A 24,819-nucleotide genomic window follows, 5' to 3' on the forward strand; every position below is an offset into this window, starting at 1 on the left:
TCCTCTGTAATCGAAAATAGTTATAAATCAAGCGGTTAGTAAGAGTTTGATATTCTTTAAGTTAAACCTTCTCAATATTAACGAAAGAAGCAATTGATGAACAACCGCAAGGACACAACCCGTAGAGACGACATAACGAACGTGAGGGCCCTTGCAATATTCCTTGTAGTCCTAGGCCACAGCATTGTTCTGTATTCAAGTGCGTGGGGATATTATCCAACTGAACAAAAATCAATTCTGTTGGATAATCTCAAATTCTTAATTAACGGAATCCAGATGCCCTTGTTCTTTTCGTTATCTGGCTTTTGTTTTTTATGGAGCTGGAATCGATCAAGCGATTTTATAAATCAGGTCATTAAAAAAGCTCAACGCTTAATTATCCCCTATATCATGATTGGAATATGTTGGCTCTTCCCCATCAGGATGCTCGTTAAGTATCCCTATTACAATGGCCTAACTGTACCGCACATCATCTTTAAATCAATTCTGTTGGGCGAAGACAACGGTCACCTTTGGTTTCTCCCGACTCTTTTTTTCATTACAGCAGCCACGTCGTGCATCTTTCAAATACTCGAAAAGAGCCCTCTAACAAGTTTTAAGGTTCCGATAGTTTTCGGCGCTTCAATTTATCTTTACCATTTTGGAATACCATCAGCGAACAGATATATCAATTTGGCAGAAGCAAATGCAATATGGTTTGCGCTTGGCCTAACAATCCACTACTTGGAAGCAAACAAATGGTTCGAGAGCTATAAAAGGCGTAAAAGCATATCAATAGTCCTAATACTATTATTCCTTGTAAACTTACTAAAACAAGTGGTGCCCCCCATTGCTTCCACCGCCCTTACTTGCATGGCGCTTGCATCAATTTATTGTGTCATCCCCCAAAAGGCAAACCTACTAACCGAAAAGATTAGCAAAAACAGTATGGGAATATATCTTTTTCATTCTCCACTGGTTTACATTTCTTTTACCTACTGGCCCAACATAGCCCCAATGGCGATGGCAGCAATTAACCTGATTGGATTTGGATCAGTCGCCTATATGTTGACGAATCTAATTCGAGCCACAAATATGGGTTGGATAATCGGAGAAACGCCAAAGGCACCACACGATAAGAAATAGGGAAAGCAATAGCCAAGGAATACAGCTAATTAAACTGTTTCTTCCATTTATCGATGCTCGTCCAGGGAAGATTAATCTCAGTTTTAACGGGATGGTTTACCCAATCAGCTAATTTATGGAGATAGCCGTCCTCGCGTTCAAGAACGGGAAGTCCCGTGTCTTCACCGATTTGGCGGGCTCGATTATCAATTGCAATAATTAGAGAGCGATGTCCTCCATTTAAACAGCGGATGCCCGCATGGAGACGCGTCCCCACATAATCAAACTCCTCGGTTTCAATTACACGATTAAGCTCTTCGGTATTGGGGCCTATGACATTAAATTGCTTCAGATCGACTATTTGATCAAGACACCAATCAACATCATGGCTTCCTTGAATCCAAATCGTTACCTTTTCGTATTCCGACGACAGCAATTCCAGCATCTTACGGTCACGTTCCGCATCGAAACAATAATCGGTAATTGACGTAACAACGTTTTTAGAACGCTTAGAGGATATCTCGAGTTGCCTAGATGGGGTTAACGACCACATGGTCGGACATGCGGTATTAAGAACATTCTCTATGCCAATAGAGTTAAGCCTCTTCTTAGTCATTTCATCTCGAACACTATGAAGATATTCATCGGATAGCAAGGTTTTATAGAACTTCTTTGTATAGGCGTCGATAGCATCGTCCACCCCAATATCAGACATGCCCACGCCGAACAAAACAACATTTCTATTATTGCCCAACCGCTTGGCAAGCGCCCATTGCTGCTGATCAGCCATATGCGTATACAGAATATTGGTGCCGCACAACAGCTTTACGTATTCAGGATACATTTCAAGCTCTTTGGAATAATAGTGCGTTGCCACATGGGGCAACGCACCGCCAAAGATTTGATCCGCGATACAGCCACAGGCATCCATGATCACATGGTCACCAGAGTTCTCGCTTCCCATAGCCGTATCCAAAAGGAGATAGCGTTCTTGCTTAACACCATCGGATTTTTCATCGTGCCTGCACGATGTCGCAGAGGCTTTAAGTAGCTGAGTCCATTGGTTAAAGCGCGCCATTAGTTTCTCCGAAATAAACGTTTGAGTAGAGCAACGTGACCGCCTTCGACGCCCGTCGAAGCAGAAGGCTGAAACGGTTCACAATAATCATCAGATAGGTTAAAAACGGCAGACACGCTGCATGCGCCACTTTCAACCGAACGAACAACAGGATGAGCGTTGCGAGAAGGCGAAAGACAGACTAGTTGGCTTAGCTCGGCGACACAAAGCGGATTCTTGCCGTCTTCCGCAAAAGAGTATATATGAATGCGAAGATAGGCCTCTTCATCATCATTTAAAAACAGCGGAACATGCCCCGCAAAAAGACCGTCCCTAGATTCAAGACTAATCCAGCGAATATCAGACTGATCAAGGGCACACCAAACTGCCGCGCGAACATCCACAGGCATCAAAGACGACTCAAAACGCACAGTCAAATCAACAGAAGAAGCTTGAATGAGCGTTTGAGACATGGCAGACGATCGCAATCGAGCATCAGCGAGATGATCGCTGAGCAAGAAGACCTTACTTAGTTCTTCGGTTTTTAGCACATTCCCGAAGGCGGACTTCCCGCTAACCAAGGATGGCTCTTCATTCAGATAACGTGTAAAGGCCTCGAAGAACATTTCATTTTCACGCTCAATCGACGTGCAGCTAAATCGATTAGGCGAATCGCATTTTGAGCCTGAAAGAGCCTCAAGAATAGAAGAAGCAATGCCGCAAGCAGAGGGCTCAGCGAGGTGGATGGTGCCCTCCGGAAAGTCGAGTAGATTATTCTCACGGTTTATTTCAATTACCGAAAGCTTCGATGCAAGCATTTCGAAAGGCAGGCGAGAGGGATTAGTCACGCTCAACGATACGCCGGCAACACACTTGGCATAAAGCGAGGCGCATTCATCAGCGGTCAAGATGCCGAGGCTGCGTACACGTGGATCACGAATGGGAGGCATTGCGTCTTCGCCGTATAAATATACGACAACTGCATCGTCGAGCTTGAGAAGCAATTTAATTGCATCAAGCAACATGCCAGACAAACGCCGATCCTTATTGGATTGATAAATAGCACAGATGGCATACTCTCTGCTTAGATTTTGTTCCTGCGCAGTATATATATCGCTAACGCCAAAATCACAATATGGGACTTCATGCGAATAATAGGGTTCAACTTTTTTAGAAAGCCATCTGCCTATTGTTATGGGGTTTAGTTCATAACGATAACTTGCTTCGGCATTTAGATACATCTCCCCCATCGGATAGAACCAAGGTTCAAAATCCTGAATGAAGTAGAACTTATGGGTGCACTTCTGCATAGATGCAAAGTGCGCCGTATTCCAAGCGGTGGCGATTACTGCAAAAAAATCCTCGGACACACTCGGAGCCACACGAACTTCTTTAGGCGAATAACCAAACCAATCCTTTATTTCGGTCTGAACTCTATGAGCACTTTTGTATGCTTCACAGCCCGGCATAATGTAAAAGTAGTTCTCATATCCGCGAGAATCTAGAAAGGAAGCCTTGCTGCAGATGGTTCGAAAGCCGCCAGAGCCCTTTGCCGGCGGAGATATTATCCAGGCAATTTGTTTCATTTAAAGCACTCAAATCGCTTCGTAGTCAAAAGGATCGAACTTATATAACGCTGCGCGCTTGGGATCTCGAGAAAAGTTAACGGAGAACCATGGATCTCCCTCAGAGAAACGCTCGGACCAGTTATGCAACAATCGTGCCTTATCCTCAAAATGCTTATGAGAGCGAGATTTACTATCAAGGGATTTGTCAACACATGCCATATGGTAGAGACATGCCTCTGGTGTATAGATCACTTTTAACCCAGCTTGAGAAGACTTGAAGCAAATATCAACATCCGAATAGTCAAGAAGATACGACTCATCAAAACCACCCAGACGATTAAAATGTTCGCGTGAAATAGCTAAACAGACACCACTCACCGCCGATACATCCCTTACGGTCAATGGCATAAAGATATAGCCAGGAGAAGAGCGATGAATGCCTTGCGACAGGTTGACGATTGATTCTCCAACATAAGACAGGCCTGCCTGCTGCACAATGCCGTCAAGATCGCACGTCATTGTTCCAACGACGCCAACATCCTCTCGTTGAGAAAAACCGACGAGAGTCTTTAGCCACGAGGAGTCTAGTGCCTGAATATCGTCATGAATAAAGACGAGTTGCTCGCCACGCGCGGCGAAAGCACCGGCATTTCTCCACACAGATATATTAAAGGGGTCATCAAGCGCGTGAACGATATAGCGGCAACGAAGTCCAGAGCTCGATTGCTTAACAGCAGCTTCCGCTTCCTGCGAGCACACGAAAACGACTTCAAGATCATCAAAATCGGTGTCATTGATTGAAGATACAAGAGTCGAAAGAACCGAAGAATTGCCGCGGGTGGTAACGATTAATGAACAGGACTCAGATGAAGGAACATCATAAATGGGGCTATAACGAAAAGCACGATTATGAGAATTGACCACAGTCGCCTTGATACCGCATCTATCAAGGTGCTCCTGAACAGCTTTTATTCCAGCGAGGGTTGCATAGGGTTTACTATCGGAATTACCCGCAGTCGAATTCTCGCTTATTCTCCAGTGATACAAGATTTTAGGAACGTGATGGATCGTCCCATCAAGTTCGGCAATCTTCAGCACCATGGCATGGTCCTGGGCGCCATCCAACTCGCTGTTAGAAAGGTCAATTCTGTCTAAACATGCCCTCTTAATAGTAAGAAGGTGGCAAATATAATTATTGTCTCGAGCCATATCAAGACTAAAATCCGGCTTAAAAGTAGGATGAGCCAAGGACCCATCAGGCAATAGCTTATCTTCATCACAGTAGAGAAGATTAATATCCGAATTTTGATTTAGAGCGTGTGCATACTCAAACAAGATATTCGGTTCGAGAACATCATCATGATCGAAAAAGCAAAGGTAGTCTCCCTTGGCCATCTTGATTCCGACATTGGTGTTCTCAGTGATACCTAGATTGCCCTCAAGATCAGTCACTTTAATTCTAGAGTCTGCAGTCACGTACTCGGAAACCAAGTCGCTAAGTCCATCGTAATCTGGCGTAGAGTTAACCAGGATGAGTTCCCAATTCGAATACGTCTGAGCAATCACAGAATCAGCCATATCCCTGAAGAAATTCAAGGGAGTCTTATATAGAGGAACGATGATTGAAAACAAGGGCTGGTATGCAAGTCTTATTTGTGCTTGTGCCCGCGAATCGGATCCAGTCAATCTGCGCCCAGAAAACCAGGACAAATAACGGGGTTGATCGAATGCACACGCATGATTCCGATCAGCCTCATCCAAAAGCTCTTTAAGCATATCTTTCTTTAGATTGATAAACGTATCTAGATGACCAGAAGCCCTGTGTATGCAAATGCACAGGCTATCCCCGACCTCAGGAATATGAAGAGAGAAATTTATTAGACCAGGATTCGCATCGGCTATTAATTTATTAAATAACAAAGATTCCCCAACAACGCAGGCTTCTTCATTAAAAGCGACAATACGATCACCCTCAAGGTAATCAGTACCCGAAAGAACACCTCTAACGATTACGCCATCAACGCAGGGAATAAAGCTCTCAATTTGGATAGAAGCGAGCGCATGCACGCCAGAACGGTCAATATTGCGAAATTGTCCACAATGCTCCGCGCGCAGCAAGCCGTTAACTTTCGACTCAATCGAAAACTTGCCAGGATTGATGCGGCGCTGGTAAATTACATTATCTCCGCTAAAGAAAGACAGCGATTGGTCGACACCAAAATCGGCAAGAACAGCAACAAATTCAGTCTCTGAAATAGGAATGATTCTTGCGGGCAGAATTTGCCCATTAGGTGATTGCGACTCAACAGCATCAGGAAAAACGGATGCGGCTTCATACAGTAGATATAGCTTGCCGTCGCCACGGCAATTTAGCTTATTGTTAAATTCGGTATTAAAAACTATGCCCATATCAGCAACACTTTCCAACAACTAAAACAAACTCGCAAATCGTAGCCAAAGTAAACGGGAATACGAGGCATATCAATATGAATCGTTTGCTGTCCCCAAAGACCAAGCGACTTTGGTTAAGGATAAACGATAGGCACGGAACCAGAAGTGGCAAAAGGTAACGACTCTGGCAACCATTAACTGTCCCCAATCCAACGGGAGTAAAAGACACATAAAGTGCAGTTGCCACCAAAGTCACCGTAAACAAAAACACAAATGAGGCCCATAGAAATTGTGCGAGACCAATATGATTAACGCTAATCGAATCGGCCGAAAAAAGCCCAAACAACAATAGGCAAACAGCTGGAAGCACCTGAACCAACCCACGGATTGCATTTACAGAAATCTGAGCAGCAAGCGATCCAAGGTATGCAAAGTTCAATGCATATCCAGAAGAGGTTATCGGATTTAAATAATAAGTTGAAAAATAATTGGCGAGTATTTCCGCGTAGCGCAATGGATCGGCGAGAATGAAAGCGATTTGCTGACCAGAGTTAACATCGGAGCCGCCTCGCATATCGCCAACGTTAGATCCGCCGGCCGTTGAAAACAAGAACGGAAGCGCAAATGAGGCAAAAGCAATCAAGCCCAAAACAAACACGGCGGCATAGTAATGAACTCGTTGCTTCGAGCCCGCAAAACGATTACGCGGAACCATAAAGAAAAGACCGATTATCGGAAAATACACAGCTTTGACTGCGAGTCCTAAAAAGGTAAATAAAAATGCGAGTGCTATATTGCGAATTGTAAATTCATTTAAATCACCCCATGCATACCTCAAAAAATAAGCAAAACCGAGAATGATAAACGAAATGAGCCATGCATCATATGAGAAACATGACGCAAGAAAGATCGAAGTTGGCAGCATTCCCACAAAAGCAAATAGTCCCTTTTTTGAGGGCGTAACCTTGATTGCAATGGCAATTGCAAGACAGTAACTAAATAAATTGCAAATCCGAGCGAATTGAATCATAGAAGAAAAATCGAAATGCAGAAGGCGAGCGAGCCAAAGGCCAATTGCCGATGGAATATACCCAATGCTGCTAAGCGTATAAACGAATTCTTCATGCTTGTTAACTTGCACATGACCAGAAGCGATATCAGATCTATAGGAGCCATTCAACTGCCTAGCATGCTCAAGAATTTCCGCTCGATCAAAATGGGAAAGAGAGGGCTCTTCATAGCCCTGTGCACGACGGACCGCTTCGTCAGTAAAGTTAATATCCGAATCAGTTTTTTGAGTTTCAAATAAATAAGATGTCGAAAGGGCATTGGAATAGTGAATTTGATCATCCCATGAAATACCCGTCGTTATCGGAGTGCTCACCACAAGGAAAACACCAATTGAGAATGCAGCGATAAAGAAAGCAACAGGAAGGGCAGAATTTCTCTTTCGAATGCCCGAGCAAGCCGTGAAAACCGAAGTTATGATTACCAGCAGGAAATAAACAACAGCATTAATGAACCCATTCACGAATGCAATCGTAGAGCAGCCAAAAACAATAAAGAATGCGATAATCAGCAGGGAAACGTAATCGGTAGCCTTGACCCTCGCCGAAGCAGAATGGAACAACGCTTTCAGAGAAAAGCCGCTTTGGAATAAATAGAGTATTGCGCAATAGGAAATCAGAAAAAAGAATATGAGCCGCTTTTTATTCCAGTCAGCAATATTCGAGAAATGAGAAGCCGGCGAGCCAAGAACGGTGCAGCCCTCCCAGATGACCGCCACAGCAAATGCCGTAAGCAACAGGACTAATAATTGAGCGCAGCGACCAGAACAGTTGCCACGCTTTTTTTCATCATCTGAGGAAAGGAAGATATAATATGATTGCCAAATGGCAACATCTACAACGACGCAATAGAGCGCTAAAACGAACAGCTGTGAGACAGAGTGGTTCACATAAAAGTGCTTCATGCACAGAAGCTCGACAATAAAGAGAAGAGCAACGAAGACGGCTTTCATTATTTGCTTTTGGTTTACGCATCGAGACAACACGGGGCTAATTCACCTTTATCCAAATCAAGCTGCAAGGGCCCTCGAAGAATCGTTCCCAGTCATCTGGATGACAAGTATGGGCACCAAGCACTGTTCACAACTGTTGAAAGAAATATAAGTAGAGACATTCCCATCCGGATGATTTATACGCCAAAGCGAAACGCATAGCCTACTTTTCCTTCTCCCTACTTAACGCAACAGCCTGAACAAGCGAGTTCAAACGCTCTTCCTGTCGAGAGAGGCGAAGAGAATTGCAGAAATCACGGACCACAAGAACGGCAATAACGTAAAGGAACACGAAGTTAGAAGCCGACAGGAAACCAAATAGACTTGAAAGCCACATTGCAACTTGTGGAAAAACGCCCAAAATTACAAAACTGACGCTGAATAGCAGCCAAAACAGAGAATCCAAAACTTGCATTTGGGATTTTTTTAATTTGCGCAATACGAACACGAATACCAAAACAGCGCAAACGAGAAGCAAAATACGAAGAGAGACCGGCAAATGGATCACCTAAACCACTGAACGACAAGGAGCGTAACGAAAACACGAACCATATACTGCATAGACCTAACAGGGTTAAGATAGCTCTCGCCACCTTGACGCTCGCGCATCTTAACCTGTACCTCTGAAATAGAATACCCTTGCTTCAAAAAGAGAGCGAGAGATTCTGGTTCCGGATTTAAGGTATTGTCGTAATAGTATTTCGTAAGAATATCCCGCCCAAATAGCCTAAATCCAGACGTGGGGTCACTGATCCTCTTGCCTGTCAGAATCTTTATTAGCACCGTAATCATACGCGAGCCGATCATGCGAAGCGTCTTGTCTTTGCGCACGCTTACAAACCTAGAGCCAATGACAATATCTGATCCATCAGATTGAGCCCTATCAACAAGGACCTTTATATATTCCGGACAATGCTGGCCGTCAGCATCAAACTGAACCATATAGTCATATCCATGATCAACCGCATAACGCGCAGCCGTCTGAAACCCAACGGTCAAACCACAGTTAATGGGCATATCAATGATGTCACAACCAAGATCCTTGCAGATAGCTAGCGTTCGATCTCGAGACCCATCATTGATAACAACAAAATCAAACTCAGGTGCAATTTGCCTGAGCTCGCATATCGTCTTTTCTATGCATTCCTCCTCATTATAAGCAGGAATAGCGATAAGAGTTTTAGGTGTCATATACACATAAACCGATCTCTAGTTTTTCTCATTATTATAGCGAGAGATATACAAATGGTTAAATAGACACAACGAATGGTGCACCCTTGATTATCAACCCTTGATTATCAACTTCATCCGAACACCTCCCACATTCATCCGCACATGTGCGGATGAATGTGGGAACCCGATACCCTGAGGGCCGAACCGGTTGGCCCCGGGGACTCGAAGGACGGCATGTCCGGAAAGAAGAAAAAGGGTTCCGAGAAGGCGACCCCGAGTATCTACGGCAGGCGCTCACCAGACACGAAAGGGACACGGTCCAGAAGATGCTGGAGCTGGACGCCCGCGCGCCTCCAGGGCGATGCTCGGCGGCGATGCGGAGGCGCTGCTAGACGCCTACAGCCTGGAGGACGTGCCCATCGGAAGACTCGACCTGACGCCGAGCCTCATCGAGAGGGCACGCGCAGAGAGGCGCGACGCCCCGCTGGCCTAGCCCAAAGGCAAAACGGAAGAGGCGGACCGACCGTCCGGCTGAGTCTGGAAAGAGGTGCCAGACTGAGGGCGGAGAATGGCCCCCGGACCTATCGAACACATATCCACCGTTCCTTCAACTGGGGAAACGGCGCCCCCGGGGTCCATGGGGGCCGCGGGGGCGTTCGGCTAGCCGCGGGTACGGACTGTCTGCGCAGTGTGTTCGGCTGAGATCGGAAATCAACCACGAATGGTGCACACGGCATCGAGAACCCCGCAACAAACCTAGCCCTAGATTTCAAAGCTAGCAATCTTCCGAGTGTCAAACGGCATGGTTACGCCATGTCTCTCTAAGCGTAGGTGCACAACTACGAGGTTTTCTCAAATGTTTTAATTGTAACCACACGCGCCATATTAATGACATTCATTAAATACGACTTAGAGCAAAATGGGATTTGAAGCAATTGGGAAATACCTTTTGCTCGATTACCAGAATGAATATTTCTCAACCCATTATTAAATAATGCATTTGCCTTTAGATAGTTCTCAGCTCGTCGCCGATCGAACCGCTCGGCGACGATTGTATCAATCTTATCGACATCCAGTGATCGGCCCTCTTTGAAAGCTGAACGTAAACACTGAGAAACAACGAACTGTTTATACAAATTGCTACGCGAAATGCTATTAACAGTCATTCTGTATCGAATGAGCGGCTCTGGAACATTTCCAATAGTGAACCCTTCCAGCTCGGCACGCAACAGTAAGTCATAATCTTCTGCTAGCGGAACAGACCGATACCCCATTTCAAATACAGACCTTCTTCCAAACCAACTCGGATGAGGTACGCAATTTCTAATCATAAGAGAACGCCTAACGCCTTCACTCGAACTTGGAATTGAATCAACGAGATATAATTGACTACCGTCTTCGTCAATGGCGTTCAAATAAGAACCCACTAGGTCAAGCTCATGTTCTTCAAGATACGACAACTGCCGTTCAATGCGCTGCGCCTCAGAAATGTCATCTGAGTCCATTCGGCAGATATACTGACCGCGTGAGACCTTGAACGCCCTTTCCAAAGATGCAGCAAGACCAAGATTGCGTTCATTTCTCACGAGGCAAATCCTACTGTCATGAGAGCTATAGTTTTGAGCAATATCGTAAAGTGTGTTGTCATCTGGATTATCAAAAACAACAACCACCTCGATTCGATGATAGGTCTGCTTTAAAATAGACGCTAGTGCCTCAGTAAAATCTTTGGCGCTCTCCCTATAACAAGGCATGAGCACTGAAACCAACTGTGAATCTGTCAACTAAAACCTCCAACACCGCTGCGGGAGCAAACGCTAATGAAAACTACCGATAGTTTAATAGTCCTTCATGTGGCATATATTACAAGTGATTTCGCTTCTGGCGTGTCTACAGTGGTGCCTCAATACCTAAATGAGCAGTCAGAAATAAAGGACATGAATATAGCTCTATTAAATCTTACAAACTACAGACCTAAAGATGCGAAATATCCCGTCTTCTATCAGTCATGCATAGAAAAACTTCCTGAACCGTTTTGCAATCCGTCACTCGTAATATTTCATGAGATATATAGGCCAGATCACATTAAACTAAGCCATTGGCTCAGAAGACGTGCGATCCCATACATCATCACACCACATGGGTCTCTAACATATGTGGCGCAAGAACAGCATCATTTAGCTAAACAATTGCTTAATGTTTTCTTCTATAACGGCTTTATTCGCAATGCTGATTGTATCCATTTTCTATCGGAAAAAGAGGCGATGAGTTCAAACGGCTTTAAACATAGGAAAGCAAGCATTATTCCAAATGGTGTTAGCATCCCAAAAGCCAAAGCCTCAAACTTAGACAGCCGCATCGCGCTTTTTATTGGCCGCCTAGATATAGAGGTCAAAGGTCTTGATCTACTGATCAAAAGTCTGCCACTAATTGCTGATGAGCTAAGAGGGCTCGGAGCAAAAATCTACATCTACGGTCCAGACGAAGATGGGTCTATGGCCAAACTGGAACTACTTATTGCCGACAATCAAGTATCCGATATTGTTTTATTAAATGGTCCAGTTAATGGTCAATCTAAAGCGGACGCTTTTCTCCAATCGCAGTTTTATATCCAACTTTCACGCACTGAAGGTTTCCCGACGTCTGTTTTGGAAGCACTAGCATATGGCCTCCCAATTATTGTTACCGAGGGAACCACATGGAAAGAAACAGCGAACAATAAAGGAATTGGAATCGGTGTAGAATCTGATCTCGAAGCCATTTCTAAAGCAATTCTCACGCTGTTCAATGACGATGAACTTCGTTGTAAACTTGCAACTGCAGCTAGAAAGTATGCAATTGAACACTTTCAATGGAAGGCCATTGCCAAGCGTCAATTTATTTTATACAGGGACATTGTAAACGGGCTTTCTAACTAACCATCTTGTTCTTCCAATACGGAAAGGGACTAAATGCTGTTTTCAATTATTATCCCTGCATATAATGCGGCATCCAGTTTGCCGGAAACGCTATCATCCATCTACCAACAAACATATGACGGCTATGAAATTATCCTCATTAATGATGGATCAGCAGACGCTACTGAAAGTGTCTGCAAAGTGTTTTGTGAATCTCACAACAATACTCATTACGTTAGACAAAATAATATGGGCGTATATGAGGCCAGGCGAAAAGGCGCGGAGATAAGCGCCGGAGATTACCTGGTCTTTGTTGATGCGGATGATTCTTTGCGCTTCGATACCCTATCTATTCTTGCTCGCGAAATCGATAAGTGCAATCCAGACATAATCTGTTTCAGCTATACAAGAAACCCAGACTATTCAAACGATCCGTTTATCAATCCCGCCCTTCCGTCTGGCATCTATGAAGGTGACGATCTCGACGAAGTCAAAAAATGTTTGGCGCGAGGGAAACTCAATTCAATTTGGGGAAAGGCAATCAAAAGAAACTGTCTGATTGACGATTTAAGCAATACCGATACAAAGAGAATCGATTTTGCAGAAGATTTTCTGCAAATGATACCCATAGTCGATTCAGCCAGATCGGTTTTACAAATAAGTGATGCGCTGTATTATTACAATTGTCAAAACGGACAAAGTGCAACACACAGCTATAAGGAAAAACAGCTTTCAGATTTAACCTTCGTCACCTCAAGCCTAGTGAAAATCGCCGCTCGTTGGGGAGAAGAAACAGAAAGGCTGGCATGGAAAACAAGAACGGAACAGTATCTTTATCTCCTATCGATCAACGAGCTCAGTGACAATATTGAGACCAAAAAACGTAACTTTGTTTCAATTTCAGAGGCCTTATTTAATCCCTCAATTAAAGCTGATGTCCCTTGCAGCACCTACAGACCTGACAGCTATTTACTGTTCCTTGCGGCAAAGAATAAGCACTATTTGTTATCTCGAGTAGTAATACGCTGTTGTGAACAGCTAAAACTATTGATACTGAAAATCTTGAGCTAATCGCCCTGTTGTCATCGCTCATTTTTCCTGGCACCGAGTAGTTAAACCAACCGACTTAGCCTTCGATAATCAAATGTCAGGCAAGCCGGTTGGTCATAAAAGTAATGAAAGAACATTAGGCTATTCTGCTTAACAAGCGTCACAGATTATCGCTTGATAAATGCAGATATGCTCGTCTTTTCGGATTCGTTTAGCCCAAACATCAAAACCAAGAAGAAATAGATAAAGAAATAAATTATTGCTGACACCAAAACCACCACAAGGCCAGATAAAAGGCTTTTAATTAGGTTATAGAGCAGCAGCAAAGCCCCCGTACCGGCAATAACCAAGACGGAAAGTTTGGCAATTTCAAGCCAAAATTTCTTTATGTTCAACCCAAGCTTTTCAGAATAATACCAATTCATACAGAAACCGTTACCTATAACCATAGCGATGGCTGTTGAAACTGCTGCGCCCACTATGCCCATAAGCTTGAGCAATATAATCGTCACGACCACGTTGACAAGCGCAATCGCAAGATACATATACCCCCTATACAGGTAAACATTCGCAACCTGCATTATGGTAAGTCCCAGGTTCTGAATTAAGTCAATGGTAAATGGAACCATTACGATCAAGGCGATATAGAAAGCGTCTATATAGTCCTTACCAGCCCAAATAATGATGAAATCTTTCCCCAGAACAATAAATAAACTAAGAACAAATCCGCAGACGATAAAGGAAATGCGACCGACTTTAATGAAGAGATCCGAAATTTCAGACATATCCTTATTCTGGCAATACAGTTCTGAAACTCGAGGAAGAAAAACTGATGAGGCTGCCGTACCGATTGTCATATAAATCGTGTAGATTTGAGATCCGACAGAATATACCGCAACGGCGGCAGCACCAAAATAATAGCCGACAATTAATTGATCGGTTTTCCAGAAAATCTGGTCAGCAATCGTCACCAATACAATCGCGCCGCTAAAAAATAGCAATCCTTTAGCCAGTTTCATGTCCCAGCCATGATATCTGAAACTAATGTGCAGATTATATTTAGCAAACAAACGCTGACTCACCGCGCACAACACATTTGTAACAAGCACAACTAAACATACGGCTAATGCATTCTTAAAAATTGTCGTAAGTCCATACACTATGAAAGGCTGAGCTATTAGGGCGGCCAATTGCGAGCCCTTCAAAAAAACGAACCTTTCATTAGCAGTTATCGCCGCAACGCTAATAGTGTTGTTCATGATAACAATTGTGTTGATCCCTAATACAACAAGCATTGCGGAACACTCATCAAGCTGTGAGTTTGTAAAACTGGCTGAATATACAAACCGAACAACCACGGCGAGAACGCAACTTATTAGCATCACGAACACAGATAGGACCCAGTACAGACGCCTAGCTATTGCGAGAGTATTCTCCATTAAGTCATTTTTGCCCTCTGCCATATACTTGCAATAAAAACGCCCAACACCGGCAGACAAAATCCCATTAATGGAAACTATATAAGACATGATAGAGCCTATCAATTGATAGAGTCCATATTCGTCTTGTCCAATGTTTTGCAACAACATCGGAACATATACAAAGCCGACTAAAGCCTGAGCCAGTATATAACCATATGTAATTATTATGCCAGTAAGTCTTCTGCTTGCGCTACTTATCAGAATCACCGTTTCACAATTAGTTGCTTCAAATACCATTCAGAAATTAAAGCACTATTTAATCAGAACAACCGATTGCCGAACCTCTCCTTTGTTCGCATTGTTAAAACAGGGTCCGATTAAATTCCCAGGCAGAATTTGATGCCACATTTTATTGTCATGCGGATTATCTCCCCAGAAGAACCCAATATGACAGTCGATTGATCCGTCAGTCTTAAAGAAGATAATATCTCCCTTTTGAGCATAACCACTATTTAGCATATCTTGGACAGTACGGAACTCATACATTTTGCATCCCAAATCTCGAGCATAGCCATACCATCTCCAAGCGTTAATATAGCCGCCACCGCCTGGCCCCCCAGCCCAAGGAGAGTGATTATTATTCTGCGCAATACGATTGACATCGCCACCAACCGCAGCATAAGCATGGGCCACGAAGCCAGTGCAATTCATGCCAGTATAGCCATCCCATCTCGGGGCACCTTTTGGGTAAAGGCAACTATCATAGGAGAAGCCACCGGAATATCTCGTTCCTAAATAATAGCCATCAAATTGATGCGTCGTAAGCCAAGTGACGAGTCCAATACGACTAACCCCCAAAACCGTTGAGCTGCCAAATGGGCTGTAGTAAATCTGAGTCGACTTCGACTGGAGAGTGCCATCAGGAAGCAAGACATCGCAGTAAAGATCGTAATAACCATCTTGCAATCCAAGTGCAGAGGGATTGAAATAAGCGTCATTCACACTGGAAAATTCTTTTAGAACACCCCATTTACTCCAGTCGGACTTGGCCCAAACAAATTTAAACTGAAATTGTCCAGATTTTTCAGCTGCAAGCGTTCCCAAATCAGCTCGAACTCCCCAAGAATTATTGCCATCAGTCGAAATTGCAGTAATCCTCGAGAAATCCCAACAGCTAATGATTGTTCTTTTTGTTTGGACAACTCCATCTGACCCCGAAACGTCACAGATCAATTCATAGTCTCCGGCGTCTTTTGGAGCCCATTGCAAGTGTGAACTTGTGCCCTGTTGAGCAACGCCCCAGTCAGCCCAATTATTCTTATTCCAGACGAACTTATACTGCAAGTAATTAGTATCACCCGAGCATCTAGCATCGATCTCAGTGCTTTCATTAGGCCTGACAAGCGTTGCAGAAGAACTCAGGGACTCGTAATTCCACTTCTCGGAGCCAATCGAGCATTCAGTCTTCGAGGTCATCGTCTGATCGTTGGCCTCATCAATAACATCAACAAAAACGGTGACAGCGCCAGATTTATCGACTCTCCAGTCAATTGAGGATTTACCTCTGCCGGAGTCAATCACACCCCATTCAGCCCAGTTGTTCCGCATCCAAACATATTTGTATGAAATCTGATTATTCTTTCGGATGGTAATCCGAGGTGTAATTGAAAGCGTATCCCCTACGCACAAATTGGATGAATCAGATTTCAAATCTATTGAAGTGAAGTTAGATAGATTTCTCTCCACCCTGACGGGGAACCTCCAGGTCCTCACGTTGCCGGCCGAATCGACGGCGTCGACCAAGATGTTGACGTCGCCGGCGACCTCCGGCACCCAATCGCAGGAGGCCTCGGGCCCGAGCTGGCGGATGGTGCCCCACCTGGACCAGCCGCCCTGCTCCCAGACGAACTTATAGCGGACCGAGCCCGAGTTGCCGGACGCGGTCAGGCCGAGCGAGCAGCGGTCGCCCAGGAGAGGAGACCCGCCATCGGACGCCTTGGCCGAGAGGCCGTCGACAGAGTAGTCCTCTGAGATGCGAACGGGGAGTCTTGACGTCGACGTGAGCCCGCCGACCGTGACGTCGGCATAGAGAGTATAGGAGCCGGAAGACGGGGGCGTCCAGGTACAGGCGGCGGACTCAGATGCTGCCTGGATGACGCCCCACTTGGACCATGAGCCCCGTTCCCAAAGGAATTTAATCTTTGCGCCGGGAGCCGCGGCGGCGGAGATATCGACCTTCATTCCGCCGCTCCACTCGAGCGTATCCCCGCCGCTCACGGAAAGGCGACAGGCATCCACCCTGACGGGGAACCTCCAGGTCCTCACGTTGCCGGCCGAATCGACGGCGTCGACCAAGATGTTGACGTCGCCGGCGACCTCCGGCACCCAATCGCAGGAGGCCTCGGGCCCGAGCTGGCGGATGGTGCCCCACCTGGACCAGCCGCCCTGCTCCCAGACGAACTTATAGCGGACCGAGCCCGAGTTGCCGGACGCGGTCAGGCCGAGCGAGCAGCGGTCGCCCAGGAGAGGAGACCCGCCATCGGACGCCTTGGCCGAGAGGCCGTCGACGGAGTAGTCCTCTGAAACCGGCGAAGTTGCACTTAAATCATCGGCCCGTGTTGAATCTTCAATCTGTGATGGAGACAGGCCCGCTTCACTCAAACCAAAGCAAGGAGTTACGGCCAAACAGAAATAAAAGAAGAAAAAAGCGACACGGACAGCCTTACTTCTAAAGAAATGCATATAGAACCTCCCCGATAGTTCACTCCAACATTATATTGCTAGCAAGTAACAATTTAAGGCCAAGATTTACCATACAAGTAAGGTCGACTACAACCAGCGCAGTCGACCTAGAGAATTCATATTGATATTAGCCAATTAAAGAAATAATGCGCGCAATATTCTGACCATATGTGTCACCCGGAACAGCCCAGCGGCCGTTTAAATCTTCCAAATATGGCGCAACTCCGAGAAAACCCTTAGACTGAAGGACTTCATATCGAGGATCCACACAAGTGTTATTCAACGCCGCACCAGTAGCATATCCTTTAAGATGCTGGACTTGGGCAAGCAAGCCCTGATATACATCGTCAAATCTAGCGCCTCCCGATTGTTGATTGACGGCGCCCAGTCCGGCGAAATTGCACTGATTCGGCTTTACGGAACCTCCAAATTGCAACCATCCAGTCTCAAGCATAGCCTGAGCAAAAACAACTTCCGGACGAACCCCTTCAGAAACAGCGGCTTCAACAATTAATGAACAAAAATCACGAATAGTAGGTGCTCCCTTTGAAACAAATTCGTCTGAGGGATATGTATGTCCTGTTGATTCATATAAGTTCACCATAGCATCAACTGAAGTCTGCAGACTTCCCATAATTGGAGTACCCTCCACCGTGACCTTGCGGGTCAGGTGCCTCTCGGCGGAGCCGTCGATCACGTCGAGGTAGACGGTGTACTCGCCCGGCTCGGTCGGGGTCCACTCGCAGGAGGAGGAAGCGGAGGGCTGCTGGGCGACGCCCCACTTGGCCCAGCCGCCCTTCTCCCAGACGAACTTGTACTTGAGGCCGGAGGCGTCGCCGGACACCTTGGCCTGCAGCTTGACCGGCTTGCCGCAGAGGGCGGAGCCCGAGACTTCGAGCGACTCGACGGAGCAGCGCTCGCCGACCGTGACCTTGCGGGTCAGGTGCCTCTCGGCGGAGCCGTCGATCACGTCGAGGTAGACGGTGTACTCGCCCGGCTCGGTCGGGGTCCACTCGCAGGAGGAGGAAGCGGAGGGCTGCTGGGCGACGCCCCACTTGGCCCAGCCGCCCTTCTCCCAGACGAACTTGTACTTGAGGCCGGAGGCGTCGCCGGACACCTTGGCCTGCAGCTTGACCGGCTTGCCGCAGAGGGCGGAGCCCGAGACTTCGAGCGACTCGACGGAGCAGCGCTCGCCGACCGTGACCTTGCGGGTCAGGTGCCTCTCGGCGGAGCCGTCGATCACGTCGAGGTAGACGGTGTACTCGCCCGGCTCGGTCGGGGTCCACTCGCAGGAGGAGGAAGCGGAGGGCTGCTGGGCGACGCCCCACTTGGCCCAGCCGCCCTTCTCCCAGACGAACTTGTACTTGAGGCCGGAGGCGTCGCCGGACACCTTGGCCTGCAGCTTGACCGGCTTGCCGCAGAGGGCGGAGCCCGAGACTTCGAGCGACTCGACGGAGCAGCGCTCGCCGACCGTGACCTTGCGGGTCAGGTGCCTCTCGGCGGAGCCGTCGATCACGTCGAGGTAGACGGTGTACTCGCCCGGCTCGGTCGGGGTCCACTCGCAGGAGGAGGAAGCGGAGGGCTGCTGGGCGACGCCCCACTTGGCCCAGCCGCCCTTCTCCCAGACGAACTTGTACTTGAGGCCGGAGGCGTCGCCGGACACCTTGGCCTGCAGCTTGACCGGCTTGCCGCAGCGGGCGTCGCCCGAGACTTCGAGCGACTCAAGAGACCAATTAACAACTTTGTATTTAGAAGTGCTAGTCACATATCCATTGGAGTCAATGACATCAGCATAGATCTCATATTCACCAGCCTGGGGCAGGGTCCAAGAAATCGACGGCGAAGTTAAGTCTTGACCGATTACACCCCAATTGGAATCACTCCAATCAGACCCAGCCCTATGCCAAACAAACTTATATCTAAGGCCATCAGTCTTGCCGCTAACATTTACACCGATTTTTACCGTTGACCCCGCATGTCCCAGTTCTTCCGAGAAGGAAATTCCATTGACGGAGTAGGGATGCGGGAACTGCGCGATGATTGCGGCAGCGTCAGCCTCGCCAAGACGGCGGCAACCATCGTCCGAGAAATAGTTGGCCACATCACCGTAATTCGAGATAAAGCCATGTTCGATAAGAATACCTGGAATTCCCTGCTCGCGAGCGCAGCGGATAACGGCGAACTCGTCGCCTACCTCCATTTGAAATACGCCGCGGTATGTTAGTCCCATAGCAGCAAGGTTGTTCATGACCTTGTTGGCAAGCTCAACAGAGACCTGCGTGTAGTCGGTGCCATTTGCGGTAGGAGCATAAACTTCTGCGCCGTGAGCCCCAGAAGACCCAGAGTTGATGTGAAAGCTAACAAAGGCCTGCGCGCCCTGATCAATGCAGCGCTGTACGCGGTAAAGATAATCATTGCTGGGATAGTAGCCAGACTGCTCGCGCGCAAGAACGATCTTAAAGCCGTAAGCTTCAAGTTTATTTTTGCAGGCTGTCATGATCTTCCAGGTAAGGTCGGCTTCACTCTTGCCATTACCCTGAGCGCCAGAATCCACCCCGCCATGTCCCGCGTCAAGTGCAATAACCCCCACATTACGCGCGGAGCGCTCAGCATAGGTGGAAATGCCATCGGGTGAATCGGCGCATTCCAATGCCTGCTGAATCGACTGGGCTTCAACGGCATTGCCATCGCCGTCCGCATAGTAAACAGAAGTGCCCTCGGAGCTCACGGAGCCATTAATGACCGTAAACGAATAATCCCTGTCAGAAAGATCCACCTCATGCTCAGAGCCATCGCCCTGCAAAGCATAGGTTATCGATGTGAGGAAATATGTATTAGATTCCAACTGCGAACCAAAAATAAAAGCAGCAGAATTATCAGCCGTTGCAGATGCTTCAATAGTCCCCTGAACCCCATTGGCACTTACATAGTTGAGAGTTGCGGAGGCAAGGCTATCGCCGTCATCGGGAGTAGCAAAGGCAACGACCTGATCAGTCCCGCTGGAAAGGCTCGGGTAGGCAAGATATACATACTGGAAAGAAGAATCGACCGGTTCAGCCTGCTGATGGTTCTCAGATACATCAACGCCAAAATCCTCATCAGCCGATTCGTCAACGTTCGTTGCCGGCGATGAATCATCAGCAGCGTCGACATCAACAGAACCCGCATCACGCGAGGCCTCGCCATCATCGTCTGCAGTAGCAGCGTCCACGGCAGCGTCCGCAGACGGGACGTTGCTCGCAGCGTAGGCAGCAGCCACAGGACCCATCAAGGATGAAATGGTCAAAAGACCAGCAAGAGAAAAAGCTGTTGAGGCACGCAATGCCTTTTTCATATTGAATCCCCCGTCACAAATAATGTTACTAAGAGAAGATTATCTTACAATCTCCTCTGCATCGGAAGTCCAGTTATTCGAAGCGCGGGAATTGTTATAAAGGCAGGCAGAAACCTGCTCTTATAAAAAGCAGGTTACGTTCTCAGCAAACTTTTGTTTTTTCGTCCTTCCATGGACACAGTGCTAGCTCTAGTTTTTGAAGCAATTAGCGGCGCCCCAAACAGCGCAAGTGCCAGTAACACGAAAATCCACTGAAGCACGCAATTCGTTTAAGCACGTGACGGACGACGAAAGCGTGTACGCAGCCGCGAAATACAGCAAAAAGCCCCATGTTTCGCTTGTATCAGAGGCGTCTGGGGCTTCATCGAAAGAGTAGCCTGGCTAACGCATTCAAGAAAAATAGAGCGTGGTCTTCATGAATCAAACGCCAGTATGCAACGCTCGCGCGCGTCTTTGAATCTTCTAATGAGCAAGAAGAGGGGGGGTCTAGGAAAGACCTAATAGTTCTTGGAATCTGGGAATCGTCGAACTCACCATCTTTAAACAAGAGAATCATATAGCTTCTTATCGTTCTGTCTCGAAAAGATATGAGTGACCAGATGCACATCATGGGCCTTTGAAATACAATCTTCGTCCCTTAAAGATTCAGCAACATAACAACCGCCCCAATCAAAAAACTGAGATAGCCCCGGCTGATAATCAAAGAGGCGGTTGGATTGGCAACACCTATTTGGACGATTCCGGGAGGGACAGCCCCGCCTCCCTGAACTCGACCGGCGACATGTAGCCCAGCGTCGAGTGGATCCTGAAATTGTTGCACCAGTGCACGTAGTCCGAGAGTTTGACCCGGAGCTCGCGCGTCGTGCCGAACGTCTCGCGGTGGACGAGCTCGGCCTTCAGTATCCTGTTGGTCGACTCGTCGACGGCGTTGTCGTAGGGGCAGCCCATGGCCGACAGCGACCTCTCTATGCCGAAGGCCTCGAGCATCAGGTCGATCTCGGCGTTGTCGAACTCGCTGCCGCGGTCCGTGTGGAAGACCTCGATGTCCGAGATCGGGAAGGAGAGCGTCGCGAACGCCGACCTGACCAGCCGGGCGTCCTTTGTGTTCTGGTGGCGAAGCTCCTGCGGTGGTACATTTCATTTTTCAGCGTCGCAAAGAACGACTCTGCGACGGCGTTGTCGTGGCAGTTGCCGGTACGGCTGCAAGAGAGGCGCACATGGTAGCCCCTGGCCCACTCAGCGAGCTTGCGGCTGGTGTACTGCGCCCCCTTGTCCGAGCGGAATATGGCGTTCTCTGCCACGTACCCGCGCGCACGCGCGCTCTCGAGGGCGCTGACGACGATATCGGCGGTCATGCGCTCGGACAGCGACCAGCCCACGAACATGCGGGTGTTCAGGTCGATCACCGTCGACAGGTAGAGCCAGCCCTGGCCGGTGCGCAGGTAGGTGATGTCGCCGACGAGCTTGTAGGTGGGCACCGGGCTCGTGAAGTCCCGCCTGATCAGGTCGGGCCTTGGCTTGGCGTCCCTGTCGGGGACCGCCGTCCTCTTCGACTTGTACGGCGTGCAGCCGCGGATCCCCAGCTCGCGCATGCACTTGCGCACACGGTACAGCGTGATGCCGCGCAGGCCGTCGGGCAGGAAGCACTTCACGAACCGCGCGCCGAAGCGCCTGTCGGACTCGAGCCACACGCGCCGCACGGCGTCGCGCGCCTCGGACCAGTCGTCGACGGGGCAGCCGTTGGAAACCCAGCTGCAGTGGCCCGACCGGCTCACCCCCAGCACCTTGGCCATCATCGCCACCGTGAAGTTGCCCTTCTCCGCCTCCATGAGCCTGTACCTGGCTAGAGTGCCTGCTCTTTGGCGAAGAAGGCCGCGGCTTTTTTTAGGAACGCGTTCTCCGCCTCGAGCTCGCGTATGCGCTTCCTCGCCTCGCGAAGCTCGCGCTCCTCGGCCCTCGGGTCGGGCTCGCCCCCCAACTCGCGCTTGCGCTTGAGCACCCAGTCGTTCACCGTCTTGGGGTTGAGCCCGAGCTCCCCGCAGACCTGGGTTATGGGGCGCCCCGTGGAGATGACGTAGTCGGCTGTCTCCCGCCTGAACTCGTCGGTGTACTTCTTCTGATTGGCGACCATGAGGCAATCCTTCCGTCCATCGGCTTGAATGCAGTCTAGGGCATCGCGGCCACACGATCCCTCCAGCCCGCGTGTCCGAAAAAACGATACAGGTCAGAGGTCGCCCCGCGACGCGGCGCCACGCGACGAAGTGCAACCGCAGGCTGATCGACCGCAGGGAGGCCATGGCCGCCGCCGGCAAGAGGCCGTGCATGGCCAACTGCGCCACGGCGCGCGAGATGGCGTGCTGGGTGTGGGCCATAGCCGGGATGGCGGCGGCGTAGCGCGCCGCCGCCCCCGGACACGGGTTCCGACCCCGGCGCGCGCCGCGCTCGAGGCCGTTGGGAGGCCATCCGAGTCCCTTTTCTGGGCGGCGGGAGACCGCCATGCCCGCATAAAGACTCCGATTTCGCCGCGAGGCCCCCAGCCGTAGCAACGAAATGCGCAGCCGAGAAGGCCACGCGCGGATATTAGAATGCCGAACGTGCGTCGAGCAGACACGCCCTCCAGCGGCGCGGTCGCAGGGTGAAGATAGGTAGGCCCGGCCGTGCGCGGTAGCTCCGCGGGCGGCCGGGCCGGTTTTGCCTCTTGGCAATGTTCAACTCATATTAAAAGGGAGGAGTCGACTGATCGGCCCCTCCCACGGCGTTTCGCCGTTTCTCTCTGCACATATTAGCACACGGAAGGAACGTCACCGCTTGCGCCCGTAGCCATCGATGAACCCCTCAATAAATCCGTATTTCTGCCGGTCACCGCTTCCGACGATCATCATGTACGTATCAACCCCGACAGCGCTCTCGAGCTTCACGAGCTCCCGCAGGCATTTCCGAAGAAAATCTCTGGAACGCTTCTTCTGATGCGTTAGCAAGGTCAATAGGTAGGCCAGGAGAACGATGTAGTCGATTATGGAATTGAAATTCAACCTGTACCCGATAGAAAGATCCTCATCGAGAAGCTCGCCAACCGCGGCCAGGTTTCTGTCGGTCTTGGGATACTTAACCGATTGGCTGAACCTCGAATCAAATACCGCCCCGTTATGGGCGACCGCGTTCCTTAAGGGACGAATCGTCTCGACGATGTTGATGACGATGCCGGGGTTCGCATGTAAGAGACCTAGGTCGCTTGCGATATCGGCGAGGATTTCATCGGGAAGGCTTCTGCATACGCTTGTGAGATCGCCGAGGGTCATCACCTCGAAAATGCTCCAAACGGGCGCGTCATCGTCGCGATCGACATAATGCTTCACGAGATCGTTTTTGTAACTCCGTCTCACGATGTTCTGAAGCTGGCTCTTGAGCTTGAGCTTTTCCCCCATCTGCCCGTTCACGACCCTTCCGTTGACATCCCTGCATGTCCGGAGGCCGCGCTTTAAGAAGGTCGCCAGCCCGGGGTCCTCTATGTTCTCAAGTATTCTGGCCAAGACTATGTTTTTAACCGCCGTTTCGATGAACATTATCTCCGGGTAGATTGCAGCCTTGATGGCGGAATCGAACCCGTATATGTCCATGAGTGCATCGAACGAAGGGAGGGGGAGCGCATTTTTGGGCTTTCGGACAAACCGGAAGCCTTTATAGCCATGGAAATAGCCCATGTTTCTCAGCAGTATCTTTCTGTCGCTCCCCCGCAAATCCTCCATACCGTGATTCGTCCTCATGTGCTTCATGAGGGAATTGATGCTCATGCCCTTCTTCATCGAACCTCCCTTGGCCTCCTTCTAGGAAATTATATCCCAGCCCGCCTCGACGGGGCGAGCCTGTCGTTGGCGCCGGCCTATTTGTGTTTGTTAACGTCGTGATTGCGGGTTTGATCACATCCGATTTTCAGAATTGAGCACGATAGTTTTTCGGTTTTGAGCACGGCCACGCCGACCAGACCGCATGCCTTAACGTTGTCGGTGCGTCGTATCGGCAACG

16 protein-coding genes and 1 pseudogene are annotated in these 24,819 nt (G+C 48.6%); 3 read left to right on the forward strand and 14 right to left on the reverse strand.

Annotated features, from left to right (window positions below; translation table 11 throughout):
* The first annotated feature begins 96 nt into the window (after positions 1-96).
* The gene (locus tag DW821_RS00650; RefSeq protein ID WP_118064998.1) at positions 97-1,125 is read left to right on the forward strand and encodes an acyltransferase; all 1,029 of its coding nucleotides are present in this window, start codon (positions 97-99) and stop codon (positions 1,123-1,125) included.
* A gap of 25 nt (positions 1,126-1,150) precedes the next feature.
* On the opposite strand, the gene DW821_RS00655 is transcribed toward DW821_RS00650, so the two are convergent.
* The 7 genes from DW821_RS00655 to DW821_RS00690 all read right to left on the reverse strand — a co-directional run bounded on the left by DW821_RS00655 (position 1,151) and on the right by DW821_RS00690 (position 11,136).
* Positions 1,151-2,182: a polysaccharide pyruvyl transferase family protein gene (locus DW821_RS00655; protein ID WP_117758307.1), complete on the reverse strand. Its 1,032-nt coding sequence runs from the start codon at positions 2,180-2,182 to the stop codon at positions 1,151-1,153.
* A complete protein-coding gene (locus DW821_RS00660; protein ID WP_147487013.1) occupies positions 2,182-3,747 on the reverse strand; it encodes a hypothetical protein in 1,566 nt (521 codons plus the stop codon). The genes DW821_RS00655 and DW821_RS00660 overlap by 1 nt, the downstream gene beginning before the upstream one ends.
* 9 nt (positions 3,748-3,756) lie before the next feature.
* The gene (locus DW821_RS00665; RefSeq protein WP_118065002.1) at positions 3,757-6,138 is read right to left on the reverse strand and encodes a glycosyltransferase; all 2,382 of its coding nucleotides are present in this window, start codon (positions 6,136-6,138) and stop codon (positions 3,757-3,759) included.
* 1 nt (position 6,139) lies between these two features.
* A complete protein-coding gene (locus tag DW821_RS00670; protein WP_118065004.1) occupies positions 6,140-8,140 on the reverse strand; it encodes a DUF2142 domain-containing protein in 2,001 nt (666 codons plus the stop codon).
* A 202-nt stretch (positions 8,141-8,342) separates the two neighbouring features.
* Positions 8,343-8,678, reverse strand: a complete 336-nt coding sequence (locus tag DW821_RS00675) for a DUF2304 domain-containing protein (RefSeq protein ID WP_117758311.1) — start codon at positions 8,676-8,678, stop codon at positions 8,343-8,345.
* A 5-nt stretch (positions 8,679-8,683) separates the two neighbouring features.
* Positions 8,684-9,370, reverse strand: a complete 687-nt coding sequence (locus tag DW821_RS00680) for a glycosyltransferase family 2 protein (protein ID WP_117758312.1) — start codon at positions 9,368-9,370, stop codon at positions 8,684-8,686.
* An 821-nt stretch (positions 9,371-10,191) separates the two neighbouring features.
* On the reverse strand, positions 10,192-11,136 hold the full coding sequence (locus tag DW821_RS00690) for a glycosyltransferase (protein WP_117758313.1): 945 nt from the start codon (positions 11,134-11,136) through the stop codon (positions 10,192-10,194).
* A gap of 36 nt (positions 11,137-11,172) precedes the next feature.
* Here DW821_RS00690 and DW821_RS00695 point away from each other — a divergent pair, with 36 nt between their 5' ends.
* Both DW821_RS00695 and DW821_RS00700 read left to right on the forward strand, forming a co-directional pair.
* The gene (locus DW821_RS00695) at positions 11,173-12,270 is read left to right on the forward strand and encodes a glycosyltransferase (protein WP_117767286.1); all 1,098 of its coding nucleotides are present in this window, start codon (positions 11,173-11,175) and stop codon (positions 12,268-12,270) included.
* 33 nt (positions 12,271-12,303) lie between these two features.
* Complete coding sequence (locus DW821_RS00700) at positions 12,304-13,320, forward strand: glycosyltransferase family 2 protein (RefSeq protein ID WP_118065006.1); 1,017 nt, start codon at positions 12,304-12,306, stop codon at positions 13,318-13,320.
* A gap of 146 nt (positions 13,321-13,466) precedes the next feature.
* On the opposite strand, the gene DW821_RS00705 is transcribed toward DW821_RS00700, so the two are convergent.
* The 7 genes and pseudogenes from DW821_RS00705 to DW821_RS00735 form a co-directional block, all read right to left on the reverse strand.
* The gene (locus tag DW821_RS00705) at positions 13,467-15,017 is read right to left on the reverse strand and encodes an oligosaccharide flippase family protein (RefSeq protein ID WP_117758316.1); all 1,551 of its coding nucleotides are present in this window, start codon (positions 15,015-15,017) and stop codon (positions 13,467-13,469) included.
* A gap of 15 nt (positions 15,018-15,032) precedes the next feature.
* On the reverse strand, positions 15,033-17,462 hold the full coding sequence (locus tag DW821_RS00710) for an NlpC/P60 family protein (RefSeq protein WP_117758317.1): 2,430 nt from the start codon (positions 17,460-17,462) through the stop codon (positions 15,033-15,035).
* A 127-nt stretch (positions 17,463-17,589) separates the two neighbouring features.
* Positions 17,590-20,796, reverse strand: a complete 3,207-nt coding sequence (locus tag DW821_RS00715) for an N-acetylmuramoyl-L-alanine amidase (protein ID WP_118065008.1) — start codon at positions 20,794-20,796, stop codon at positions 17,590-17,592.
* A gap of 726 nt (positions 20,797-21,522) precedes the next feature.
* Complete coding sequence (locus tag DW821_RS00720) at positions 21,523-21,783, reverse strand: IS3 family transposase (RefSeq protein ID WP_233508905.1); 261 nt, start codon at positions 21,781-21,783, stop codon at positions 21,523-21,525.
* Positions 21,783-22,799 carry an IS3 family transposase gene (locus tag DW821_RS00725; protein WP_233552973.1) on the reverse strand — a complete coding sequence of 339 codons (1,017 nt, stop codon included), beginning with the start codon at positions 22,797-22,799 and terminating at the stop codon, positions 21,783-21,785. The genes DW821_RS00720 and DW821_RS00725 overlap by 1 nt, the downstream gene beginning before the upstream one ends.
* Positions 22,700-22,927: pseudogene (locus DW821_RS10275) on the reverse strand (transposase); the annotation flags it as partial. The gene DW821_RS00725 and the pseudogene DW821_RS10275, both read right to left, overlap by 100 nt.
* Before the next feature lie 670 nt (positions 22,928-23,597).
* Positions 23,598-24,599 (reverse strand): Abi family protein, encoded by a 1,002-nt coding sequence (locus tag DW821_RS00735; RefSeq protein WP_118065010.1) that lies wholly within the window; start codon positions 24,597-24,599, stop codon positions 23,598-23,600.
* Positions 24,600-24,819 lie beyond the last annotated feature (220 nt).

It is taken from the genome of Collinsella sp. AM33-4BH (assembly GCF_003469205.1).
In the GTDB taxonomy this organism is placed as follows: Bacteria; Actinomycetota; Coriobacteriia; order Coriobacteriales; family Coriobacteriaceae; genus Collinsella.

Bases quoted from the DNA above. Each gene is read 5' to 3' on its own strand.
- DW821_RS00650 (WP_118064998.1), top strand. From the start codon at position 97: ATGAACAACCGCAAGGACACAACCCGTAGAGACGACATAACGAACGTG.
- DW821_RS00655 (WP_117758307.1), bottom strand. From the start codon at position 2,182: ATGGCGCGCTTTAACCAATGGACTCAGCTACTTAAAGCCTCTGCGACA.
- DW821_RS00660 (WP_147487013.1), bottom strand. From the start codon at position 3,747: ATGAAACAAATTGCCTGGATAATATCTCCGCCGGCAAAGGGCTCTGGC.
- DW821_RS00665 (WP_118065002.1), bottom strand. From the start codon at position 6,138: ATGGGCATAGTTTTTAATACCGAATTTAACAATAAGCTAAATTGCCGT.
- DW821_RS00670 (WP_118065004.1), bottom strand. From the start codon at position 8,140: ATGAAAGCCGTCTTCGTTGCTCTTCTCTTTATTGTCGAGCTTCTGTGC.
- DW821_RS00680 (WP_117758312.1), bottom strand. From the start codon at position 9,370: ATGACACCTAAAACTCTTATCGCTATTCCTGCTTATAATGAGGAGGAA.
- DW821_RS00695 (WP_117767286.1), top strand. From the start codon at position 11,173: ATGAAAACTACCGATAGTTTAATAGTCCTTCATGTGGCATATATTACA.
- DW821_RS00700 (WP_118065006.1), top strand. From the start codon at position 12,304: ATGCTGTTTTCAATTATTATCCCTGCATATAATGCGGCATCCAGTTTG.
- DW821_RS00705 (WP_117758316.1), bottom strand. From the start codon at position 15,017: ATGGTATTTGAAGCAACTAATTGTGAAACGGTGATTCTGATAAGTAGC.
- DW821_RS00710 (WP_117758317.1), bottom strand. From the start codon at position 17,462: ATGCATTTCTTTAGAAGTAAGGCTGTCCGTGTCGCTTTTTTCTTCTTT.
- DW821_RS00715 (WP_118065008.1), bottom strand. From the start codon at position 20,796: ATGAAAAAGGCATTGCGTGCCTCAACAGCTTTTTCTCTTGCTGGTCTT.
- DW821_RS00720 (WP_233508905.1), bottom strand. From the start codon at position 21,783: ATGCTCGAGGCCTTCGGCATAGAGAGGTCGCTGTCGGCCATGGGCTGC.
- DW821_RS00735 (WP_118065010.1), bottom strand. From the start codon at position 24,599: ATGAAGAAGGGCATGAGCATCAATTCCCTCATGAAGCACATGAGGACG.